This is a genomic window from Ferrimonas futtsuensis DSM 18154, assembly GCF_000422645.1.
Lineage (GTDB): Bacteria > Pseudomonadota > Gammaproteobacteria > Enterobacterales > Shewanellaceae > Ferrimonas > Ferrimonas futtsuensis.
The window spans coordinates 135,413-155,905 of sequence record NZ_AUGL01000007.1 but is presented as its reverse complement, the minus strand read 5'-3'; the positions used below and the strand labels follow the sequence as shown (position 1 = coordinate 155,905).

The window sequence follows — 20,493 nt, the reverse complement described above, 5'->3', positions numbered from 1 at the left end:
TCTTTGTTGATTTCTATATTTGTTTTAATCGGTCAACACTACCACAGGGTGGGGAGAAGGCACAGTGGGGAGGGCGGACGCCCTCCCCCAGGGGTTACTCAGGCGCCAGGCCGTCCAGGCCGATGACGCCAATGCCGATGCCGGGAGTGGCGAGGCCGGTGACGTTGGCCGGATCATCTACGGCGATGGCGGTGTAACGCATGCCCGCCTCGAAGGTCAGCTCCGCCGGACCGACCGCGATGGTGGCCGCATCTCCCGCCGGGGTGATCATCAGGTTGTAGGTTCCCGGAGGGATGCCGAGGATGCCGGATTCCGCCAGGTAGGGGACGTCAGACAGCTTGATGTCGTCATCATCCGGGGTGGTGTCGGTACTCAGATAGATATCCACGTTGCCGGCGGACTGACTGCCGTGCTGGACACGCAGCCTGGACTCGGTGGCGATGCTACGCAGATCCTCCTCCAGCGCCCACAGGGTAGGGGCGCCCATGGCGTCGAAGACGGCGGTGGCACTGTAGGCACGTCCGGGCATCAGCGTCAGGGCGGGGATGTCGATCACCACGTCGGTGGTGGCATTGAGGGCCACCTGAATCTGGTAATCGCCTGAAGCCAGGTCCAGGTAGCCCCGGGCCGGAGTGGTGTTGGCGAAGGTGAGGTTGTACAACGGGGAGTCCATGGCCGGCGCCGAGCCGTTCACCCAGATGTCCACCCCGCCAACGGCGCTGATGCCATGAGTGGCACGCAGGCCGCTGCCCAGATTGACGTCCTGGATGATCGCCGCATCGTTGCCGTTTTCATCCACGGCATTGTCGGCCACCAGCAGGTTGACCGGGGCCGCACCACTCTGGGTGTTGGCCACGGCGGCGATGAACAGGTCCGCCGCATCGGTCAGGGGCAGGGCACCGCTGTCGTAGGCGACAACCGACGCGTCGTCGGGATCGGTCAGTCGGATGCGGTAGGTGCCGGTGTCCACCATTACCGGGGTCTCGGTGAACTCGCCGAAGTTGAGCTCGGTGAGCTCGGTGGCGGCGCTGAGCTCATCGTCAGGACCGGTGACGTGCACGCCCACATTGCCGACCGCCGGGGCAGCATGGGCCACCTGCAATCTGAGCATGGTGGGATCGTCGGTGAGCAGGTTCCGAGGAACAACCACAGGGGAAAATGGGGTGGGACCGCTGCCTGCCAGCAGGCTGGCCACCAGTCCGGTGGCGGTGATGTTGTATTCGATGTCCGGATCCAGGGTCAGGGTCGCGTCGAAGACGGTGGCGGTGGTGCCGTCTGCCAAAATGCCTTCGACCCGGATGCGATGGCTGCCGGAGGGGAGGGCCAGCAGCGATGAGGCGTGTTGGTAATCCACTTCGGACAGCACAGTGGCTTCGTCCACCAGAACATTGACCTTGGGCGCATCCGGCGAGGCGTGGATGACGCGTACGTAACTCATGGTCAGTTCCGGGGGCGGGACAACAACGGGATCATCATCATCGTCATCACAACCGGTCAGGATCAGGGCCGAGGCGGCCAGAATGGCGGATAGGGGAAACAGTCTCATTGTGGTGCTCCATCAGGAATAAGCCTGGGAAATTACGGAGCACATTGGAGAGGCGATCACAGAATTGATTGATTTTTGATCACTCTTTTTGAAAGGAGATGAACACTTCTGCCACGGTGATGCCGAACTTGTTGATCTTGGCGCGATTGAGCAGGTGCCGGTCATCCACCAACACCATCAGGTCGTCGAAGCTAACCTGCCATTCGTCATCGTCGGTGACCAGCACCATCTGATATTGCCACCTGAGCAGGGGGCCATGGCGTTCACCGGAGGCGGTGCCTATGATGTCGTCCGCTTCTCCGGAGTAACTGTCGGGGCCGGTGCGGCGGATGCGCCACTGCCGGAACTGAGTCTCGCCATCCTCGTAGAGGAAGTACTCATCCAGCACCCCCTCTCCCTCTTGCCAGCGGCCCTCCAGAACCACGGTAAACCGGCGTACCACTTCACCAGTGAAGCTGGTCACCATCCCCTGAGCCTTGACCTTGCCGTCGAAGAACCTTTCCAGCTCCAGGGTGGGTTGCTGCGCCTTGATGGCGCTGTAATCGGCGCTGCATCCGACCAGCAGGGTCAGCAGCAGGGCAAACAGGGTTCGCATCTCACTCTCCTTTGGCTATCAGCCGTTGAGTCAACCTGGGGTAGGCGCTCTGCTCCGACAGCCAGATGGCCAGAAACTGTCGGTTGCCTTTGGACGGGGGCAACGAGCAACGAAGGTCGCCGTTGAACTCGATCTCTGCCTGGTTGCTCGGGGTCAGCTTGAAGCTCAGCTTGTCCCCGTCTGAGACGTCGGGAAAACAGGCGGCCACCCTATCAAGCCAGGCCAGACTGTCAGGGTCCTGGAAGTTCAGTCGCCGCCATTGATCCCTGGTGGCCTCCAGCAGTTGCGATGCGTCTATGTCGCGGTGGTAGGTGAGGCTGAGGGTCAGCGGTGCCCGGATCTCGGTAAACTGTCCATTGGGGGCATAGAGTCGAGCGGTGTAGATGTCCCAGAACAGCACGCGGAGTTTGCTCTCACCCACCAGAGGAAGGGAGAGGGCTGACGGGCAGGCCAGCATCAGGCTGAGCAGGAGGAATCCTTTCATGATTTGCTCCCAATAAATTTTATCATCAGCATCAACAGTCCCCACCACAGGGCAAACATCGTCCAAAGGGAGATGGAGGGAGGGGCAAGGGTGGCGGCGCCAAGGGCGGCGGCGGCCACATAGCTCAGGGGGCCGGTCGTGGCACCCAGAAGGAACAGGCCGTATGCGGGCAGCGCCAGACAGTTGACCAACATCAGCAGATAACGGGCGCAAGCCAGCCACAGTAACATCAGCCACAGGGGCACGATGAACAGTCCGGGCAAGGGGTCATGGGGAGTGAACAGGCCCGCCTGTATCCACAATGCGTCGACGGCGGATCCCAGCAGTGCGGTCATCAGGGACAACAACCACAGGCGCCACGGCCAGGGAGAGGCCAGAGCCCACAACCCCAGGGCGACAAGCTGCATCACGATGTGGGGCGTGGCGACTGAGCCAATCCAGAACAGTTGAAACACCGCACTGTCCAGAAGCAGTTGCCTGGTTTGCGGTGAAAGTTTGGGCCGGGCGAAAGGGGTACCATTCATCATCAGCTCCTCCAGTGTCTCCTTGTTACGTACCGAACGGGTGTTGAGATCACCGGGTGAACTGTTGGGCGGCCCACTGCGTAGAAAAGGGTATTGAACCGACTCAAGTGGTATGCCGATGCGACTCCCCCTTTTCCCATTGAATGCCCACGTATTTCCGGAGGGGCGTCTGGCCCTGAGGATATTCGAGGCCAGGTACCTGCGGATGGTGCGTGAGCGAGCGGGTCATGAACCCAGCTTCGCCATGGGTATGCTCGAGAAAACGCCTGACGGCAGCAGCCGGGTGCTCGGCGTGGTCACCCTGGTGAAGATGGTGGATTTTGACCAGCTGGACAATGGACTGCTGGGCATCACCGTAGAAGGGGTGTCCCTGGCACGGGTTGAGGAGGCGGAGAGTGACGAAGACGGCTTGCGTTGGGCGGACTGTGACCCCTTTGAACTCTGGCCCGAGGAGAGCCCAAGCGAGGATGTGCGGATTCAGCGGGCCCTTGGGCGACTCTTCAGTGAATACCCGGACATTGGCGATCTCTACCCCGAGCCCGGGCTCGACTCTCTCAGGTGGAGCCTGCAACGCTGGCTGGAGCTGCTGCCCATCGAGGCCTCCGCCAAGGCGACCCTGCTGACTCAGCCCTCCTCCGCAATGGCGGTCAACCTAATTCATTCTATTCTTGATAAAAGTGATCCATAGTAGTTGAGTCACCGTAGCAATGAACCTGAAGCCGATTGGGGACGCACGATGCGCCCTTCGCCGAGCCGCTACGGGGATCACGTATGAGAGTTGTATCGACGCCATCGAGTAACAGGGATTCCGAGACATCCATGACTGTGTCCGCCTCTCAGGACGACCTGAACCGACGCTTGGCTCAGGCCATGACACGTGTGGCCAATCACCGAGACAAGCAAGCCTATGCGGAGCTGTTCCGGCACTTCGCCGGTCGCGTGCACGCCTTCTGTTTTACCCGGCTGGGTGACGATCAGACCGCCCGCGAGGTGACCCAGGATACACTGCTGGCGGTGTGGCAAAAGGCCGCCAGCTTCGACCTGGACAAGGGGAACGTCTCCACCTGGATCTACACCATTGCCCGCAACCGTTGTTTTGACCTGGGGCGCCAGAAGCTGTCTCGTCCGACTCTGGTCAGCGCCGACGAGCTGTATCTGGAGCCGACTCCCGTCGAGGACGAGTGTGACCTGCAGATACAGGGTGAGGCGGAGAAGCGGCGACTTAACGAGTTGATCGCCCGACTTCCGGAGAATCAGCGTCAGGTGGTGTCTCTGGTCTACCTCAAGGAGATGAGTCATCAGGCGGTGGCAGAACATCTGAATCTCCCCGTCGGGACAGTGAAAAGCCGGCTGAGACTGGCCATGGAGAAACTTTCGATGCGTTTAACCAAGGGGGCACTGGGCTATGAGTGACCGTCATCATCCAATCGCTAAGGAGCTCGAACAGTTTGCCTCGGGTGAACTGGACGATGTACTTGCCATCATGGTGTCTGTGCACCTTGGCCGGTGTCGCCGCTGTCGGGATCGGGTTGAACTGCTGCAACAACAGCAGGCAGAGCAGCTGTCTGCGCTGAGCCTGCCGTCAGAGTTCGGTGACGATGAGTTGGCCAGGATGCTGAACAGGCTGGAGGACGCCCCGTCGGTGGTGCCTCAGCCACCTGAGTCAACGGAGATGGAGTTTCAGGGGCGACGCATTGCTCTTCCTCCCGCCCTGGCCGGTCTGGTGGACAGAGCAGGCCCCTGGAGTCGGGTGGTAAACCGGCTCTGGAGCGCACCGATCCAGGACCATCAACGCGCCTACCAGTTGAATTTCATCTACATGGAACCCGGTGGCAGCATCGCCGCTCACACCCACAAGGGCAAAGAGTGGACCCTGGTTCTCGATGGCACCTTCAGTGACGACTCCGGGGATTACGGCCCCGGGGATCTGGTGCACTGCACCGAGTCCAATGAGCACAGCCCCAGGTCCGACAAGGGGTGTTTGTGCCTGGCGGTGATCGATGCCCCACTGCACTTTACCTCTGGCCTGGCGCGGGCGTTGAACCCCTTCAGTCAGCTGTTTTTTAAGACAGGGGGCTGAACCCAAGCCAAACAAAACTGAATACAGTCTGAATAATCGAACGATTTCAGCACACTGGTGGAACCGCTCTGACCCCTGATAACTCTGAAGAATCAGGAGAAGGAGCGGTTTTTGTGATCCGGTCGATCTTGAAAACCCCCTTCATCACCCAGAGAGTAGGGACAGGGCCGCTCATCAGAGCGGTCCGGTTTCTGGAAAAGGAGACTGAATGGGCAAGTTTTTAAAAACGGCGCTGATGTTGTTCATGGTGGGGCAGGCCCCGGTCCAGGCAGCCACTCAGCTATCCCTTGATACATCTCTAGACAAGCTCCCCGGACTGGAGCGTTCCAACAAGGCAGAAAAGGGCCTGCCGGGTCTGATGGCCATCGAAAGCCAGGATACAGCATCGGCGGTTCAGCCGACCTCAGACTTCGAAAACCTTTATCTTCGCGCGCAGCATGCTCAGAATGAACTGGCGATGCTGACCCACCGCGTGGCCTATCTATCCTCCACCCAAGCCGATGTCCCCGCCGTCAAAGGTCGTGAGCGCGCGTTGGCAAAGCTGGAGGGCAAACTGGATGGCGATGTAACACTGCTGACGGATCTGGCCCGCACCACCCTGGTGGCGGATGACGTGGAGGGTCTGCTCCGGGCCTACCATGAGCTGGATCGCCATGGAGAGGTGGTCAGAGTGAAAAACCGGTTTCTCACCCCCAAAGCCAATGGCTACCGGGATCTGAACCTGCTGGTTCGGTTACCGGAGAGCCTGATGGTGGCAGAGGTGCAGATCCACCTGCGTCCTTTCGCCGAGATTAAAAGCGGCCCGGAACACGATCTGTATCAGCAGATCCAGGAGCTGGAGCGCCAGGCACTGGTGCAGCAGCGCCCATTGAGTGAGTTTGAACACGCCCGGGTAGAGCGACTGCGTCAGCAATCGACGCTGCTCTATCAGCAGGCCTGGGAGGCAATCTCAACCCCCGGCAGGGTCAGGTACGGTTAACCACCAAGGGCGGAGTCTTCTCCGCCCTTTTTTATGCTTGCTGGGGCGCCAGGGTCAGTTGAGGTCACCATCCTGCCAGTAGCGGCTGCCGTTGATGTTGGCATCCAGCAGCAGCCCCTTCTCATTGAGCACGTAGAGGGCAACGCCGTTGTGGAACGACTGACCAAACTTGGCGGATTCGTTCCAGGCGAGGATGCCTGCCTCGGCGCCGCCACTCCAGCCATCGTTGACGAACTTGTCGAAGCTGGCCTCATCCTCGAACAGCATCACCTGCTGGTAGAACTTGGCGCCAAAGCCCAGGGCCAGGCCCCCCCCCAGCATGTTCATATAGGTGCGTTTGCCGCTGTGGCGGTTGACCGCCACTCCGGAGCCGCCATTGGTGTGCAGCAGCAGGGAAAACTGTCTGGAATCAAACACCGCATAGCCATAGGCGTCATCGTACAGGGGTTTGACTTGTGGGTGCTCGGTCAGCAGCTTGACCAGGGTGACCTCGGACAGGGTATTCAGGGCGTCTCTGGCCTCCTGAGGGCTGTCTGGCTCCACCATCTCCTCCAGTTTGGTCTCGCCCTGGTGGTACCAGGTCTTGCCCTTCTCCAGGGCATCGTCGCTCCACTGGCCGGCGCTGTCCAGGGCGCCCTCTGCCCAGGCGGAGGAGGCCTCCCAGGTCTCCTGGCTCCACTCTCGGGTAGCGCTCCAGGCGTTCTGACTCACCTCGGCGGTGCTTTCCCAGGCCTCCTGGCCCACTTCCGAGGCCTTGTCCCCCAGCTCCCTGGCCTTGGCTTTCAGCTCATCCCAGCCGGCCTGGATCGGAAGGCTCAGGGTGGCGGCCAGGGCCAGCAAGAGTGCCTGTTTCTTCATGGTGCTCTACTCCGGTAATCATCTTCGGCGTCAGTGTATCATCGTCGGGTGAAGAGGAGGTGGATGAGGTCACTACCGATAGATTTGCGATCGCCCCTCAGTCGCAGTCTCAATGGTCATAAGGGTTCTGCTCGGGCTTAACAAACCCCCTATGGTTTTAAGGCCAGGGAGTTGGGCTTAGGCCTGACAGTCAGCCAAAGCTGAGGCGGCTGTTCTGTGTAAAGGAGCCACAACTGGCTTTGGATCAGCTCAGCAGTTCGGCATCGGAGACCAGATACTGTTCAAGTTCCCGGCGGATGTGAACCGGCATATTGGCTTTTCGCTTGTGGTGAAAGTCGTACACCACCACGTCGGCGCTGCCCACCGAAGTGACCGTTTGTTGGCTCTGGCTGAACACCTGGTATTCCATGGTGAATCGGTCATCACTCAGCTCGGTGATGCGGGTGCCTACCAGCACAGAATCGGGGAACAACAGGGGGCGCTTAAAACGGCAACGGGTTTCCGCCAGTATGGGACCGATGCCGCTGCGCTTGAGCTCCTCCATCAGGCCGATCTGATTGAAGAAGTCGATTCGGGCGGTTTCGAAGTAGCGAAAGTAGACGGCATTGTTGACGTGCTGCAGAGCATCCATCTCGCCCCAGGCAACCTGAATGGGGGTATGGATGGGGAAGGCTTGGGTGAAACTCTCCATGATAAATTCAAACATCCGTTTAGATTGGGTGTTTTAACTTAACAGGGGGCAGGGGGAAAAACAAACGGGCCACCCTGAGGTGGCCCGTCGCGGAATCAGGCGGCTTCCGCCGGCTGCTCCTCTTCAATGGGTTCGTCCCCGGCCAGCTCATCCACGATGGCGGCACAAACTGCGTCGCCGGTGATGTTCAGTGCGGTACGGATCATGTCGAAGATACGGTCCAGGGCAAACAGCAGTGGCAGGCCCTCGATGGGGATGCCGGCGGCCAGCAACACCGCCACCACCAGGAAGGAGGGGCCGGGGACGCCAGCCTGGCCGACGGCACCCAGGGTGGCGGTCAGGATGATGGCGACGTAGGCGCCCAGTCCCAAATCTACCTGAAACGCCTGGGCGAAGAAGACCGCCACCAGGCCATAGTAGATGGCGTTGCCACTCATGTTGATGGTGGCGCCCAGGGGCAGCACGAAGCTGGCGGTGGAGTTGCGGATGCCCAGCTCTTTCTCACACACGTCCATGGTCACCGGCAGGGTGGCCATGGAGGAAGCGGTGGAGAGGGCCACGGCCTGAGGTTTCTTCATGGAGGAGACAAACTTACCGACCGGAATGCGGGTCAGTGTCTTGATCATCGCCGGGTAGAACAGGAAGCCGTAGATGAGGATGGTGGCCACGTAGACCAGGAACAGGTTCATTACGGTGCTCAGGGCGGCAAAACCAAAGGTGCCCACGGCCTCGGCCATAAGGCCGAATACGCCGATGGGGGCGACCTTCATCACCACATTGATCATCCAGACAAAGGCGTCCACTACGGTGTTGATGCCGTCGATCAGGGGCTTGGAGCGGCTGGCTTCCACCTTGGAAAGCGCGATGCCGAAGAAGAGGCAGAACACCAGAATCTGCAGGATATTGCCGTCATGCAGCGAGGTGAACACATTGGTGGGAATCATCCCGGTGATGGTGGCCCAGAAGGTGGGCAGTTGACCCTTGTCCGCCAGGTCACCATCGTACAGGGCGTCTACCGAGGAGAAATCGATGCCGATGCCGGGTTGGAAGATTTCGCCCATGGCCAGGGCCAGAGCGACGGCAACGGCGGAGGTCAGTCCGAAGAAGCCCAGAGTGGTCAGGCCGACACGGCCGGCAGCATGGCTGTTGCCCAGGCCTGCGGCGCCACTGATGATGGCCACGGCCACCAGAGGAATCACCAGCATCTTGATCAGGTGGATGAAGATGCTGCCCAAGGGAGCGAATGCCGCGGCATCCTCCCCCAGAAGAATACCGACCAGGGTGCCGACGATCATGGCAATGATCACCTGAACACCTATGTTGCTCAGCAGACTCGTTTTCTTTTGCACAGGTAACGCCTTTGTTAAGAGGTTGTTGATCTAAATGTTAATTAATTCAATGAGCTATGACTCTTGTCCGGTCACTTTTTCGAATATGCCGCATGTTTTTACTCCCTTTAAATCCTCATTTCAAACCCGGAAACGGCTAATTGCGACTTGGTTATGACTAACACGATGAAAACCTGACGGTTGTTTATTTTTGGGGGCCAATCTCTCGTTTGTCTTGGTGTTAATAAAAGGGGGGGAGTGATGTGTCCGGCGGGGGGGCTTCTGTTGTGGAAATTGGGGTCTTTCTGGAAGGGGTGAAATGAGAGCCGTTCTGGGGCGGTCTGGTAGGGCTGATGACAACAACACAAGAGACCCAGCATGGAACTGATACGCTACCTTGGCCGAGCCAACCTGAGCGAGACCACCCTGATTCGTTATCTGGTCGTGGTGACCTCCTGCTACCTCATCTGGTTGGGGCTGCTGAAGCTCAGTGACTCGGAGCTGAAGATGATCCAGTACTGGCTGGGAGGAAGCAGCCTGTGGGCACCGGTTCTTCAACTGTTGCCAGTCGAGACCCTCGCCACCGTTATGCTGGTGACTGAGACCCTATTCGGGGGACTGCTGCTTTCCGCATTGTGGGGAGGGCGTTTTGCCTGGATAGGGGCCCTGGGGGGCATGGCAATCTTTGCCCTCAACTTTGGACTGCTGTTCACCAACCCTGTCTTCGTAGCGGATCTGGGGGGCTTTCCCTGGTTGGGCGCCGGCCAGGGGCTGATCAAGTACCTGGCGATGTTTGCCGTGGCCCTTTTTCTGTTTGCCCACCTGGCTCAGTTGGCTGGCGTGCTTGAGGCGGGGGAGCTACTCAAGGGCTGGGCGACCCGGCTGGCCCTGGCGGGCATAGTGCTGGTGATGGGGTGGATAGGTTTCCTAAAGTTCCAGCCCTATGAAGCGCAGGGAATCGTGGATCTTATGCAGTCCAACTGGCTGTTCAGCTGGACCTACCTAGTCTGGGATGTGCAGGGAGCCTCCAACTTTATCGGTGTGGTGGAGCTGGTGTTTACCGCCGGGATTCTGGCTTTTCCCGTCAGTGTCACCCTTGGGCGCCTCGGAGCCCTGGGAGTGGCCCTGACCGCCTTTGGCACCCTGAGCTTTCTCTTCTCACTTCCCGGGTGGAGTGCGGATGCCCATTTTCCTCTGCTGAACAGCAGTGGTGTATTTATTATTAAGGATCAATTGCTTCTGGCTGCTGCCGCCATTCTCTGGCACAGGCATTCAAATTGCGAAGTTGCTAAATAAGCAATCACTAATATACTGTGGGTTCACTCATGGAGAGAACCCACAGGAGAGTAGGGATGAAAAACGCAGTGGCCATCGGCCTGATGTCGCTAATGAGCATGGGGGCCTGGGCAACCCAAACCGAAGAGATGAGGCAAGAGGGTTTATCGGTCATCAAGCAGTTTGGCAGTACCCTGAAGCCAAGCCTCAAGGCGGCCATGCAGGCCGGCGGACCGGTGGCGGCGGTGGCGGTGTGTGCCAATCAGGCACCGAGGATCGCCGCTCAGTTGTCGGAGCAGAGCGGCTGGCAACTGAGACGGGTCAGCCTCAAGCCAAGAAACACCAAAATGGCCCAGGCGGATGAGTGGGAAATCCAGGTCCTGACGGAGTTTGAGCAGCGGTTGCTGGCGGGCGCCGCGCCCCAGAGCCTGGTGGCGGAGCAGCCTCGGCGGGAGGAGTACCGGCTGATGAAGGGCATCGTGGTCGATAAGGTTTGCCTGCAGTGTCACGGTCAGCAGCTGGCGCCTGAGGTGCGCCAGGCCATTGTGGAACACTACCCTTCGGATCAGGCCACCGGCTATGAGCTTGGGCAACTGCGGGGGGCCTTCAGCGTTCGTCGCAGCCTTTAATTCAGTCCACCGGGGTCCAGAGGATGGCCCCGGTGTGCCTTTCGTTGGGATCAGCGGGTTTCGATTTCGTCAAACTCGACCTTCAACTGATAGACCTCTCGTTGCTCCACCTCGATGCGCAGGTCCAGGCCCTCCTTGCTGGCGCCGGGGCGCAGGTAGGTGTCGGCCATCCGCTTGATGGAACGCCACATCGGCAGGGTGTCCTGACCCAGTACCTGACCAAACTCATCCATGACGATGATGCGCACATCCACCTCGATGATCGCCTCTCGCCCTTGGTTGGTGACCGAGGTGGGGATGATCAGCTCGCCTCCTTGGTAACGGGCTCGGCCCAGCAGGGCATCCAGACCATAGTCTGACAGCTGCATCACATCCTTGGCCTCGCCTGGGCGGACGATGACGCCACTGGACATCGGTTTTTTCGGCATCACCTTCGCCTTGGGCTGGGCAGCCGCCTTGGGCAGGGCGGGTATGGCGGTTGCGGCCACGGGGGCTTGCGGCTCGACGGGGGCCTGCAGGACCCCGGTGTCCTCGACCTTGGGGGCTTCGGGCGCCAGATACTGCCAGGTGAAATCGTCATGGAGTATCACCTTGCGGCCATCCTCCAGGGTGACCACCTGGTCGGCGGCCTGGACGGAGAAGCCCATCATCAGTGCCAGCAAGGCGGCAAAGGGTTTGACTGACATGTTGTTGTGTCCTTGAAGTGAATCTGGTCTCAGGGTATCAGAAAGGTTTTGAAGCTGCACAGTGGGGGAGCACATCAAGGCCGGGGACTCAGCCAGCTGATAAGCTGTCTGCAGCGGTGGCGTATGACAGGAGGAAGTGCTTTGGTTTTCAAGCTGATAAGCCTGTGGTTACTGATGGCTCTGGGGGCGGTGGTCAATGGCGGGATTCGCCAGCGGTGGCTCAGCCGCGGACTCGGTGAGGCGTGGGCCAAGCGCTTGAGCGGTGCCGTGCTGATCGCCTGGATTGCTCTGGTGATCGGCGGGTCACTGCCCTGGCTGGCGCTGGCCTCAGTGGGGCAGGCCCTGTTGGTGGGTGCCTGCTGGCTGATGATGACCCTGATGTTTGAACTGGCCATGAACAGGGGCAACTGGGGGGCGCTGAGGCGCCAGCTTGCCCCTGGGGGACCGGACCTGATGTGGCTGGTGTTGCTGGAAACCCTGCTGCTGCCGCCCCTGTGGCTAATGTGCTTTCCGGGCTAGCGGGTCATCGCCGGTAGTGGCTCATCACGATGGAGCCGAGCAGCAGTTTGGTTTCAACCAGCTGAAACCACAAGGGACTGGCAAGCTCACCAAACAACGGCGTACCGCCGCCGAGTAACACAGGTAATCGGCTGATGATCATCTCATCGATGAGACCGGCTTCGAGGAAGCTCTGAATGGTCTGTCCCCCATCGATGTAGAGTCGTCGGAACCCCTTGTCGTTGAGCTGGCGGGTCACCTCCTCGGGTGAGCCTTGAATCAGCTGTGCTTTGTCCTGCAGGGGCTCGGGAATGGCGTGCAGGGAGCGGCTTAGGACAAACACCGGTTTGCTGTAGGGCCACTCTCCGCCAAAGCCACATAGGGTTTCAAAGGTGTTGCGCCCCATCACCAGGGCATCCACCGAGTCCATGAAGGCCGCAAACCCGCAGTCGTCCTGCTCTGGGTTGGGCAGGGTGGTTAACCATTCCAGCCCACCCTGTTTGTCGGCGATGTAGTTGTCCAGGCTGGTTCCGATAAAGACGATGTTGCTCATGTTCTCTCCGTTCATTGCAGGTGGCCACTCAGGTTCTGCTTGGCTTTGATTGATGTTTATTCTACACTGTAGAAATTGTATTTTCAGACTAGCGGGAGTGAGTTTTGACTGTCAAGGGGAAACGTCGCGGCCGACCATTGGGGGGAGCGGCCCTGTCCCAAGAGCGTATTTTGGAGGCGGCCACCGAACTGCTGGGGCTGGAGGGCAAGGTGCCCAGCCTGAGGAAGCTGGCGACGTCACTGGGCGTGGATGTGATGGCGCTGTATCACTACTTTCCCAATAAGGGCGCCTTGCTGGAAGCCCTGTGCTGCCAGCTGGTGGCGGGGATCTACACCCCGGTGGAGGGCCAGCCCTGGCGACAGGAGCTGACCAGGCTGAGTCAGAGCTACCTTGCCCTGCTGCGACGCCATGGTGGCCTGCTGGAGACCCTGCTGGGGATGTCCTCCCTTGGTCCGGCCCAGGTGTTTATGACACGGTTTGACCAGGCGGTGACCCCCCTGGGGCTGGGGGAGGCGCAACGCGGCCATGCCATGGCCCTGCTGGTGGATTACCTCCATGGCTTCGCCCTGGCGATTCACTGCACCAGTTGCGGTGGTCTGGAGGATGACACCCACCTGCAGGGGCCGCTGAACTTCTATCTGGATGCCCTGGAGGCCAGGGCCTGAAAAAGCTAAGGGCGCCATAGGCGCCCTGATGGATGTTGTCTGCTTAGCCGTGAAGCAGCGGCGCCAGCCATTTGCGGGCCTGCTCCAGGCTCCAGCCCTTGCGCCGGGCGTAATCCTGCAACTGATCCTCACCGATGTCGGTGACGCCGAAGTAGCGGGATTCGGGGTGGGCGAAGTACCAGCCGGAGACCGCCGCCGTGGGGTACATGGCGAAGCTCTCGGTGATGTTGAGGTCGATGTGGTGATCCGGTCGCAGCAGTTGCCACAGGGTGCCCTTTTCGGTGTGATCCGGGCAGGCGGCGTAGCCCGGGGCAGGACGAATGCCCTTGTAACGCTCGCGGATCAGCGACTCGTTGTCCAGCTGCTCCCCGGCATCATAGCCCCAGAACTCCTTGCGCACCCGCTCATGCATCCGCTCCGCCAGGGCCTCCGCCAGGCGATCCGCCAGGGCCTTTAACATGATGGCGTTGTAGTCGTCGCCGGCGGCTTCGAAGCGCGCCACATGGGGCTCGATGCCGATGCCGGCGGTGACCGCGAAGGCCCCCATATAGTCGCGCTTACCGCTCTCCTTGGGCGCCACAAAGTCGGACAGGGCAAAGTTGTGGTTGCCGGCGCGCTCTATCTGTTGGCGCAGCATATGCAGCGTGGCGACGGAGGTGTCGCGACCGTCATCGGCGTAGAGTTCGATGTCATCACAGTCGACCGTGTTGGCCGGGAACAGGCCTATGACGGCAGCGGCCTTAAGCCACTGCTGGTCGATGAGGGTCTCCAGCATCTTCTGGCCGTTGGCATAGAGTTCACTGGCTTCGTCACCCACCTTGGGATCGTCCAGAATGTCCGGGAATCGCCCGTGCAGGCCCCAGCTGCGGAAGAAGGGGGTCCAGTCGATGCGCCCCAGCAGGTCGGTCAGCGGGTACTCCTTGAACACCCGCACCCCGGTCTGCCTGGGCTTGCAGGGCCGGTAATTGTCCCAGTCGATGGCGTTGCGGTTGGCCCTGGCCTGTTCCAGAGAGACCAGGGTTTTGCGCCGGCCCTGGGCCTCCCGGCGCGCCTTGAGCTCGCCATATTCGTTGTACACCTGTTCCACGAATCCCTGGCGCTGTTTCTTATCGATCAGCTTGGCCACCACCGGCACGGTACGGGAGGCGTCCGGCACATAGATGGCGCCGTGGGGGTAGTGCTGATGAATCTTCACCGCGGTGTGGATCTTCGAGGTGGTGGCACCGCCGATAAAGCAGGGGATCGTCAGTCCCGCCTTCTGGAACGCCTTGACGTTGTGGATCATCTCATCCAGAGAGGGGGTGATCAGCCCGGACATGCCGATGGCGTCGGCGTTTTCGGCAATGGCGGTCTCGATGATCCTCTCCACCGGCACCATGACTCCCAGGTCGATCACCTCGTAGCCGTTGCACTGCAGCACCACGGCGACGATGTTCTTGCCGATGTCGTGCACATCCCCTTTCACCGTGGCCATGACGATCTTGCCGGCGCTGCTGACCTCCTGCTTGCTCTCTTCGATGTAGGGGGTCAGATAGGCCACCGCCTGCTTCATCACCCGGGCGGATTTCACCACCTGGGGCAGGAACATCTTGCCGTCGCCGAACAGATCCCCCACCACGTTCATCCCATCCATCAGCGGACCCTCGATCACCTGAAGGGGGGCGTCCGCCTCCAGGCGGGCCTGTTCGGTGTCCTCTTCGATAAAGTCGGTGATCCCCTTGACCAGGGCGTGCTCCAGCCGCTTGGTCACCGGCCAGCTGCGCCACTCCGCTTCTCTGGGATCCGCTTCGGCGGCGCCGTCGCCCCGGTACTCCTCGGCGACGGCCAGCAGTCGCTCGGTGCCGTCAGGCCGGCGGTTGAGCACCACATCCTCCACCCGTTGCCGCAGCTCATCGGGGATGTCGTCGTAGATCGCCAGCTGGCCGGCGTTGACAATGCCCATGGTGAGGCCGGCGCGGATGGCGTGGTAGAGGAACACCGCATGGATCGCTTCCCGTACCGGGTTGTTGCCCCTAAAGGAGAAGGAGACGTTGGAGACGCCGCCGGAGATCATCGCGTGGGGCAGGGTCTGCCTGATGGTGCGGGTGGCCTCGATGAAGTCCACGGCGTAGTTGTCGTGATCCTCGATGCCGGTGGCGATGGCGAAGATATTGGGATCGAAGATGATGTCCTGGGGCGGGAAACCCACCTGCTCGGTCAGCACCCGGTAGGCGCGGGTGCAGATCGCCACCTTACGCTCATAGGTGTCCGCCTGGCCCTGCTCGTCGAAGGCCATGACGATGGCGGCGGCGCCGTAGCGGCGGATCAGTTTTGCCTGATGGATAAAGGCCTGCTCCCCCTCCTTGAGGGAGATGGAGTTCACCACCCCCTTGCCCTGGATGCATTTGAGCCCCGCTTCGATCACCTCCCATTTGGAGGAGTCGATCATAATGGGAACCCGGGCGATCTCCGGTTCGGAGGCGATCAGCTTGAGGAAGCGCTCCATGGCGGCGACGCCGTCGAGCATCCCCTCATCCATGTTGATGTCGATGATCTGGGCACCGTTCTCCACCTGCTGACGGGCCACCGAGAGGGCGGTCTCATAGTCGCCCTCCTTGATCAGCCGCAGGAAACGGGCGGAGCCGGTGACATTGGTGCGCTCGCCGACGTTGACGAACAGGGCGTCGGCGTCGATGGTGCAGGGCTCCAGGCCGGCCAGGCGACAGGCCACCGGGATCTGCGGGGCACGCCTGGGGGCGTGTCGGTCCACCGCCGCCTTGATGGCGCGAATGTGTTCCGGAGTGGTGCCGCAACAGCCACCGACGATATTCAGCCAGCCCTCGGCGGCCCACTGGCCGATGATCTCGGCCATCTGCGCCGGAGTCTCGTCGTACTCGCCGAATTCGTTAGGCAGGCCGGCATTGGGGTGAGCCGACACCGGAAACTCGCTGATCCGTGCCAGCTCCTCCACATAGGGGGAGAGCTCTTTGGGGCCCAGGGCGCAGTTGAGGCCGATGGCCACAGGCTGGATGTGGGTCAGGGAGTTGTAGAAAGCTTCCGTAGTCTGGCCGGTGAGGGTGCGCCCCGAGGCGTCGGTGATGGTGCCGGAGATCATCACCGGCAATTTGCGACCCAGCTCCTCGAACAGGGTGTCGATGGCAAACAGGGCCGCCTTGGCGTTGAGGGTATCGAACACCGTTTCCACCAACAGGATGTCGGCCCCCCCCTCCACCAGGGCCTGCGCCGACTCATGGAAGGCGGCCACCAGCTGATCGAAACTGACGTTGCGATAGCCGGGGTCGTTCACATCCGGGCTGATGGAGCAGGTGCGGTTGGTGGGGCCGAGCACCCCGGCCACAAACCGGGGGGCGCCGGTCTCCCGGGCGACGTCGTCCGCCACCTGGCGGGCCAGCCGGGCAGACTCGAGGTTGATCTCCCGGGAGAGCGACTCCATCTGGTAGTCCGCCATGGCGATGGTGGTGGAGTTGAAGGTGTTGGTCTCGATGATGTCGGCACCGGCTTCCAGGTAGGCGCGGTGGATGCCGGCGATGATCTCCGGCTGGGTCAGGGAGAGCAGATCGTTGTTGCCCTTGAGCTGACAGGGCCAGTCGGCAAAGCGCTCGCCACGGTAATCCTCCTCCTCCAGGCGGTGGCCCTGGATCATGGTGCCCATGGCGCCGTCCAGAATCAGTATCCGCTGTGCGAGGAGTTGCTGCAGTGTGGTAGCCATGGCGCCGTCCCTAATTTCCCAAATAGACATTTATACGTTTAGACGTCTATCTTAGCCAAGGTGATGGCCTGTTGATAGTCCCCCAGGGTAAAAAAAGCGCAATGGCGCCATAGTGGTCGATTATGGGCGGGATGCCGCCGGCTTTGGATCAGCCACTTGGATTTCCCTGCGCTTTGGGTCATGATTTCCCTGATATAACTATTTACCCGAGGAGAGAGGATGATCGACCACGCCGAGGCGGTGCGCCGTTTCGCCGAACTGGGCCATGACACCAGGCTGAGTATCTTCCGCCTGCTGGTCAAAGGGGGCCTGCAGGGGCTGAATGTGGGCGAGATTCAGCAGCACCTGTCGATTCCTGGGTCTACCCTGAGCCATCACATCAGCCGTTTGATGAATGCCAACCTGGTGACCCAGGAGCGACGTGGCCGCGAGCTGATCTGTCGCGCCAACCTGGAAGCTACCGATGAACTGATGGGTTTCCTCAGTGCCGAGTGCTGCTCTCTCGAGTCCTCGGACACAGACTGACCCGAATCACTGTGGGTTTTCCCATGCCATGGGCCCGAAGAACCCTCTAAAATGAACCCTTTTCCTTGCAGATACAGGATGAATCCATGACCGATACCAACCAGCGCCACAAGGAGCGGCAGCAGAAGGTGAAAGAGAAGGTGGACGCCAAGGTCGCCCAGGCCCAGGAGGAGCGTGGTGTGGTGCTGATCCTTACCGGAAATGGCAAGGGCAAATCCACGGCAGGCTTTGGTACCGTGGCCCGTGCCGTCGGCCATGGCCAGCGCTGCGCCGTGGCTCAGTTCATCAAGGGCAACTGGGCCTGCGGTGAGCGGGATCTGCTGGCCGGACACGGCGTGCGCTTCCATGTGATGGCCACCGGCTTTACCTGGGAGACCCAGGACAAGGCGGCGGACACTGCCGCGGCTCAGGCGGTGTGGCAGCAGGTGAAGCAGGAGTTGGCGGATCCCACGGTGGACCTGGTGCTGCTGGATGAGATCACCTATATGACCAATTACGGCTATCTGGACCTGGATGAGGTGGTGCAGGCCATCGCCGACAGACCGCGGGAGCAGAGCGTGGTGATCACCGGCCGCGCCGCCCACCGTCGCCTGGAGGAGCTGGCGGACACCGTCTCGGAAGTGCGGCCTCTGAAGCACGCCTTCGAGGCGGGCATCAAGGCACGTAAAGGGGTAGACTGGTAAGCCTGACAGCGCCTTACGAGTCCCCCATGCAAGATTCCCTTAAGCGCCAGTTCTGGCGCTTTTTAGTGCCTACGGTGGCCGCCATGATGGTGAGCGGCCTCTACCAGTTTGTGGATGGCCTGTTTGTCGGTCGGCAAATTGGTGCGGTGGGGCTGGCGGCCATCAACATCGCCTGGCCGGTGATCGGCCTGGTGTATGGGGCGGCGCTGATGGTGGGCATAGGCGCCGGCGCCCTCTCCTCCATGGCCCGGGGAGAGGGGGACGGTGTTCGGGCGGCGCGCTGGCTGGGCAGTGGCCTCTCCCTGTTGCTGCTGATGGCCATGGGGTGTGGCGCTTTGCTCTTGACCGTCGGGGAGAGCTTGCTGACCCTGCAGCAAGCCTCTGGCGAGGTATTGGCCATGGCCAGGGACTATCTGCAGGTGCTGGCCTGGGGCTGTCCTCTGGCCCTTGGCGGGATCGCCATCCCCTTCCTGGTGCGCAACGACGACGCCCCCAATCTGTCCACCCTGCTCATCGGCGGGGGGGCCCTGGCCAACATCGCCCTGGATTACCTGTTTATCGTACAACTGGATTGGCAGCTGCAAGGGGCCGCCCTGGCCACCGTCCTGTCTCAGGCGCTGGTGCTGTTGCTGGGGCTGGCCTATTTTCGCTCCTCCCTCTGCCGCACCCGGCTCTCCCTGGCGGACGCCGGATTGAGCCTCGCGGATGCCAAAGCCATACTGTCCCTGGGGATGGCCAGCTGGCTGATGTACCTCTACTACAGCTTCATCACCGCGGTGCACAACGCCATGTTGCTGGAGTATGGGGATGCCATTCAGGTGGGGGCCTTCTCCATCGTTGGCTACCTGTGTGTGGTCTACTACCTGTTTGCCGAGGGGGTCGCCGGCGGTGCCCAGCCGCTGCTCAGCTACCTGTTCGGTGCCAGGGAGTACCCCAGTTTGCAGAAGGTGATGGGCTGGGCCCTGGGGCTGGTGCTGATCTCCGGCCTGTTGACCGTCCTGCTGTTCTACTGGGTGCCCACGCCGCTGATCCACGCCTTTAACAGTGAGGATACCGCCCTGTTCGACGCCACCCGTCAGGGGCTGGCCTGGCACACCTGGGCCCTCTATTTTGACGGCATCATCTTCGTGATTGCCGCCTATTTCCAGTCGGTGGGTGACGGTCGCCGCGCCGGGCTCATTACCCTGGCCAATCTGGCGCTGCAGCTGCCGTTTCTGTTGCTGTTGCCTATCTGGCTGGGGGTGCAGGGGGTGTGGATCTCGGTGCCGCTGTCCAACACCCTGCTGGTGATCTGGGTGCTGTGGCTGTTGTGGCAGGATTGGCAGCGGCGGGGATTGCCGCTGCGCTTAAGCAATTAGGCTTGTTCCTCAGGCTTTAGCGGCTGGCCAGCTCCCCCTTCAGGCGCTCAATTTCCGCCTTGAGGATCATCACCTCATGCTCCAGCTCCTGGATGCGGGCCTTATCGTCCGCCACCACATCGGCGGTGGTGGGCATGGACACCTCTCCGGAGAACAGGTGGGCGTAACGGGCCTCGCGTTTGCCCGCCTCCCGGGGCAACTGAACCACCATTTCGCGCTCAGCCAGCCGCAGCAGCACCGAGTCTACCGCATTCACATCGGCAAACTGGGCCAGACGACCGGTGCGACTGCGAAGTTCACCCGGGGTTTGGGGACCGCGCAGCAGCAGAACGCACACCAGGGCCCGCTCCTGCTCGCTCAGCTTGAGGCCGCCGAAGGCGGTGTTGCAAAACCTGTGCTTGTATTTGCTGGCTCGGGCGCCGCCCTCTTCACTGACCAGGCGGCGGTCCATCAGGGCGTTGAGGGTTTGGCGGATTTCGTTGTCGCTGAGGGAGAGCACCGGGTCCCGGTTGCTCTTCTGGTTGCAGGCACTCTTCAGGGAGTTCAGGGTCAGTGGATAGAGATCTGGGGTGGTGCTCTCTTTCTCCAAGAGGCAGCCGATGACTCGGGTTTCATTAAGGGTCAGGTTCATCTCCACGGCGGGCCTCCTTAGCAGTTAGACCGCCTCAGTATTTCTCCTGGCGGATAAAACGGCAAGCCCCGACGCACGTGAATGACCAGCCTTTGAGCAGTGGCCGGGAAAAATACCCAGAGGTTTGATCTTCGGTAATAAACACCAGATAAGCATTGGAGAGCCAACCGGATCTATCGGCAGGATCTGAGAATTG

Annotated in this window: 22 protein-coding genes; 11 read left to right on the top strand and 11 right to left on the bottom strand. The window is 60.9% G+C overall.

The window, feature by feature from the left end; all coding sequences use genetic code 11:
- Positions 1-94 precede the first annotated feature (94 nt).
- The 4 genes from G505_RS0105830 to G505_RS22335 all read right to left on the bottom strand — a co-directional run bounded on the left by G505_RS0105830 (position 95) and on the right by G505_RS22335 (position 3,152).
- Positions 95-1,546 (bottom strand): DUF4397 domain-containing protein, encoded by a 1,452-nt coding sequence (locus G505_RS0105830; protein ID WP_028108723.1) that lies wholly within the window; start codon positions 1,544-1,546, stop codon positions 95-97.
- A 79-nt stretch (positions 1,547-1,625) separates the two neighbouring features.
- The gene (locus tag G505_RS0105825) at positions 1,626-2,141 is read right to left on the bottom strand and encodes a DUF3833 domain-containing protein (RefSeq protein ID WP_028108722.1); all 516 of its coding nucleotides are present in this window, start codon (positions 2,139-2,141) and stop codon (positions 1,626-1,628) included.
- Position 2,142: 1 nt separating this feature from the next.
- Positions 2,143-2,625 carry a chalcone isomerase family protein gene (locus G505_RS20700; protein WP_051215927.1) on the bottom strand — a complete coding sequence of 161 codons (483 nt, stop codon included), beginning with the start codon at positions 2,623-2,625 and terminating at the stop codon, positions 2,143-2,145.
- Positions 2,622-3,152, bottom strand: a complete 531-nt coding sequence (locus G505_RS22335; protein WP_051215926.1) for a DUF2878 family protein — start codon at positions 3,150-3,152, stop codon at positions 2,622-2,624. Before G505_RS22335 ends, G505_RS20700 begins: the two co-directional genes overlap by 4 nt.
- Positions 3,153-3,267: 115 nt before the next feature.
- On the opposite strand from G505_RS22335, the gene G505_RS0105810 reads away from it, so the two are divergent.
- The 4 genes from G505_RS0105810 to G505_RS0105795 all read left to right on the top strand — a co-directional run bounded on the left by G505_RS0105810 (position 3,268) and on the right by G505_RS0105795 (position 6,208).
- On the top strand, positions 3,268-3,837 hold the full coding sequence (locus G505_RS0105810; protein ID WP_028108721.1) for an LON peptidase substrate-binding domain-containing protein: 570 nt from the start codon (positions 3,268-3,270) through the stop codon (positions 3,835-3,837).
- 131 nt (positions 3,838-3,968) lie between these two features.
- A complete protein-coding gene (locus G505_RS20690) occupies positions 3,969-4,562 on the top strand; it encodes a sigma-70 family RNA polymerase sigma factor (RefSeq protein WP_051215924.1) in 594 nt (197 codons plus the stop codon).
- The gene (locus tag G505_RS0105800) at positions 4,555-5,229 is read left to right on the top strand and encodes a ChrR family anti-sigma-E factor (RefSeq protein ID WP_028108720.1); all 675 of its coding nucleotides are present in this window, start codon (positions 4,555-4,557) and stop codon (positions 5,227-5,229) included. The genes G505_RS20690 and G505_RS0105800 overlap by 8 nt, the downstream gene beginning before the upstream one ends.
- A gap of 208 nt (positions 5,230-5,437) precedes the next feature.
- Positions 5,438-6,208, top strand: coding sequence for a RelA/SpoT domain-containing protein (locus tag G505_RS0105795; RefSeq protein WP_028108719.1), 771 nt, complete (start codon positions 5,438-5,440; stop codon positions 6,206-6,208).
- A 54-nt stretch (positions 6,209-6,262) separates the two neighbouring features.
- Here the strand turns inward: G505_RS0105795 and G505_RS0105790 are convergent, their stop codons facing one another.
- The 3 genes from G505_RS0105790 to G505_RS0105780 all read right to left on the bottom strand — a co-directional run bounded on the left by G505_RS0105790 (position 6,263) and on the right by G505_RS0105780 (position 9,106).
- Positions 6,263-7,066 (bottom strand): lipid-binding SYLF domain-containing protein, encoded by an 804-nt coding sequence (locus tag G505_RS0105790; RefSeq protein WP_028108718.1) that lies wholly within the window; start codon positions 7,064-7,066, stop codon positions 6,263-6,265.
- 244 nt (positions 7,067-7,310) lie between these two features.
- Positions 7,311-7,757 carry an acyl-CoA thioesterase gene (locus G505_RS0105785; RefSeq protein WP_028108717.1) on the bottom strand — a complete coding sequence of 149 codons (447 nt, stop codon included), beginning with the start codon at positions 7,755-7,757 and terminating at the stop codon, positions 7,311-7,313.
- A 95-nt stretch (positions 7,758-7,852) separates the two neighbouring features.
- Complete coding sequence (locus tag G505_RS0105780; protein ID WP_028108716.1) at positions 7,853-9,106, bottom strand: dicarboxylate/amino acid:cation symporter; 1,254 nt, start codon at positions 9,104-9,106, stop codon at positions 7,853-7,855.
- Between the two features lie 357 nt (positions 9,107-9,463).
- Between G505_RS0105780 and G505_RS0105775 the strand changes: the two genes are divergently transcribed.
- Complete coding sequence (locus tag G505_RS0105775) at positions 9,464-10,381, top strand: DUF417 family protein (protein WP_051215923.1); 918 nt, start codon at positions 9,464-9,466, stop codon at positions 10,379-10,381.
- Between the two features lie 56 nt (positions 10,382-10,437).
- Positions 10,438-10,989: a Tll0287-like domain-containing protein gene (locus G505_RS0105770; protein WP_028108714.1), complete on the top strand. Its 552-nt coding sequence runs from the start codon at positions 10,438-10,440 to the stop codon at positions 10,987-10,989.
- Positions 10,990-11,039: 50 nt separating this feature from the next.
- Here G505_RS0105770 and G505_RS0105765 read toward each other — a convergent pair whose 3' ends face one another.
- Entirely contained in the window at positions 11,040-11,675 is a 636-nt protein-coding gene (locus G505_RS0105765) for a DUF3157 family protein (RefSeq protein ID WP_028108713.1), read from the bottom strand.
- A 141-nt stretch (positions 11,676-11,816) separates the two neighbouring features.
- Between G505_RS0105765 and G505_RS0105760 the strand changes: the two genes are divergently transcribed.
- Positions 11,817-12,194, top strand: coding sequence for a hypothetical protein (locus G505_RS0105760; RefSeq protein ID WP_028108712.1), 378 nt, complete (start codon positions 11,817-11,819; stop codon positions 12,192-12,194).
- 4 nt (positions 12,195-12,198) lie between these two features.
- On the opposite strand, the gene G505_RS0105755 is transcribed toward G505_RS0105760, so the two are convergent.
- Positions 12,199-12,726, bottom strand: a complete 528-nt coding sequence (locus G505_RS0105755) for a dihydrofolate reductase family protein (RefSeq protein WP_028108711.1) — start codon at positions 12,724-12,726, stop codon at positions 12,199-12,201.
- A 104-nt stretch (positions 12,727-12,830) separates the two neighbouring features.
- Between G505_RS0105755 and G505_RS0105750 the strand changes: the two genes are divergently transcribed.
- Positions 12,831-13,391, top strand: a complete 561-nt coding sequence (locus tag G505_RS0105750) for a TetR/AcrR family transcriptional regulator (protein WP_028108710.1) — start codon at positions 12,831-12,833, stop codon at positions 13,389-13,391.
- 43 nt (positions 13,392-13,434) lie between these two features.
- Here the strand turns inward: G505_RS0105750 and metH are convergent, their stop codons facing one another.
- On the bottom strand, positions 13,435-17,100 hold the full coding sequence (gene metH / locus G505_RS0105745; protein ID WP_245568337.1) for a methionine synthase: 3,666 nt from the start codon (positions 17,098-17,100) through the stop codon (positions 13,435-13,437).
- A gap of 219 nt (positions 17,101-17,319) precedes the next feature.
- Here metH and G505_RS0105740 point away from each other — a divergent pair, with 219 nt between their 5' ends.
- The 3 genes from G505_RS0105740 (at position 17,320) to G505_RS0105730 (ending at position 19,666) form a co-directional block, all read left to right on the top strand.
- Entirely contained in the window at positions 17,320-17,625 is a 306-nt protein-coding gene (locus G505_RS0105740) for an ArsR/SmtB family transcription factor (protein ID WP_028108708.1), read from the top strand.
- An 86-nt stretch (positions 17,626-17,711) separates the two neighbouring features.
- The gene (gene cobO / locus G505_RS0105735) at positions 17,712-18,308 is read left to right on the top strand and encodes a cob(I)yrinic acid a,c-diamide adenosyltransferase (protein WP_028108707.1); all 597 of its coding nucleotides are present in this window, start codon (positions 17,712-17,714) and stop codon (positions 18,306-18,308) included.
- 26 nt (positions 18,309-18,334) lie between these two features.
- Complete coding sequence (locus tag G505_RS0105730; RefSeq protein WP_028108706.1) at positions 18,335-19,666, top strand: MATE family efflux transporter; 1,332 nt, start codon at positions 18,335-18,337, stop codon at positions 19,664-19,666.
- A gap of 16 nt (positions 19,667-19,682) precedes the next feature.
- Here the strand turns inward: G505_RS0105730 and G505_RS0105725 are convergent, their stop codons facing one another.
- Positions 19,683-20,297 carry a YceH family protein gene (locus G505_RS0105725; protein WP_028108705.1) on the bottom strand — a complete coding sequence of 205 codons (615 nt, stop codon included), beginning with the start codon at positions 20,295-20,297 and terminating at the stop codon, positions 19,683-19,685.
- Positions 20,298-20,493: the final 196 nt, after the last annotated feature.

Bases quoted from the DNA above. Each gene is read 5' to 3' on its own strand.
- G505_RS0105830 (WP_028108723.1), bottom strand. From the start codon at position 1,546: ATGAGACTGTTTCCCCTATCCGCCATTCTGGCCGCCTCGGCCCTGATC.
- G505_RS0105825 (WP_028108722.1), bottom strand. From the start codon at position 2,141: ATGCGAACCCTGTTTGCCCTGCTGCTGACCCTGCTGGTCGGATGCAGC.
- G505_RS20700 (WP_051215927.1), bottom strand. From the start codon at position 2,625: ATGAAAGGATTCCTCCTGCTCAGCCTGATGCTGGCCTGCCCGTCAGCC.
- G505_RS22335 (WP_051215926.1), bottom strand. From the start codon at position 3,152: ATGATGAATGGTACCCCTTTCGCCCGGCCCAAACTTTCACCGCAAACC.
- G505_RS0105810 (WP_028108721.1), top strand. From the start codon at position 3,268: ATGCGACTCCCCCTTTTCCCATTGAATGCCCACGTATTTCCGGAGGGG.
- G505_RS20690 (WP_051215924.1), top strand. From the start codon at position 3,969: ATGACTGTGTCCGCCTCTCAGGACGACCTGAACCGACGCTTGGCTCAG.
- G505_RS0105800 (WP_028108720.1), top strand. From the start codon at position 4,555: ATGAGTGACCGTCATCATCCAATCGCTAAGGAGCTCGAACAGTTTGCC.
- G505_RS0105795 (WP_028108719.1), top strand. From the start codon at position 5,438: ATGGGCAAGTTTTTAAAAACGGCGCTGATGTTGTTCATGGTGGGGCAG.
- G505_RS0105790 (WP_028108718.1), bottom strand. From the start codon at position 7,066: ATGAAGAAACAGGCACTCTTGCTGGCCCTGGCCGCCACCCTGAGCCTT.
- G505_RS0105785 (WP_028108717.1), bottom strand. From the start codon at position 7,757: ATGGAGAGTTTCACCCAAGCCTTCCCCATCCATACCCCCATTCAGGTT.
- G505_RS0105775 (WP_051215923.1), top strand. From the start codon at position 9,464: ATGGAACTGATACGCTACCTTGGCCGAGCCAACCTGAGCGAGACCACC.
- G505_RS0105770 (WP_028108714.1), top strand. From the start codon at position 10,438: ATGAAAAACGCAGTGGCCATCGGCCTGATGTCGCTAATGAGCATGGGG.
- G505_RS0105765 (WP_028108713.1), bottom strand. From the start codon at position 11,675: ATGTCAGTCAAACCCTTTGCCGCCTTGCTGGCACTGATGATGGGCTTC.
- G505_RS0105755 (WP_028108711.1), bottom strand. From the start codon at position 12,726: ATGAGCAACATCGTCTTTATCGGAACCAGCCTGGACAACTACATCGCC.
- metH (WP_245568337.1), bottom strand. From the start codon at position 17,100: ATGGCTACCACACTGCAGCAACTCCTCGCACAGCGGATACTGATTCTG.
- G505_RS0105740 (WP_028108708.1), top strand. From the start codon at position 17,320: ATGATCGACCACGCCGAGGCGGTGCGCCGTTTCGCCGAACTGGGCCAT.
- cobO (WP_028108707.1), top strand. From the start codon at position 17,712: ATGACCGATACCAACCAGCGCCACAAGGAGCGGCAGCAGAAGGTGAAA.
- G505_RS0105730 (WP_028108706.1), top strand. From the start codon at position 18,335: ATGCAAGATTCCCTTAAGCGCCAGTTCTGGCGCTTTTTAGTGCCTACG.
- G505_RS0105725 (WP_028108705.1), bottom strand. From the start codon at position 20,297: ATGAACCTGACCCTTAATGAAACCCGAGTCATCGGCTGCCTCTTGGAG.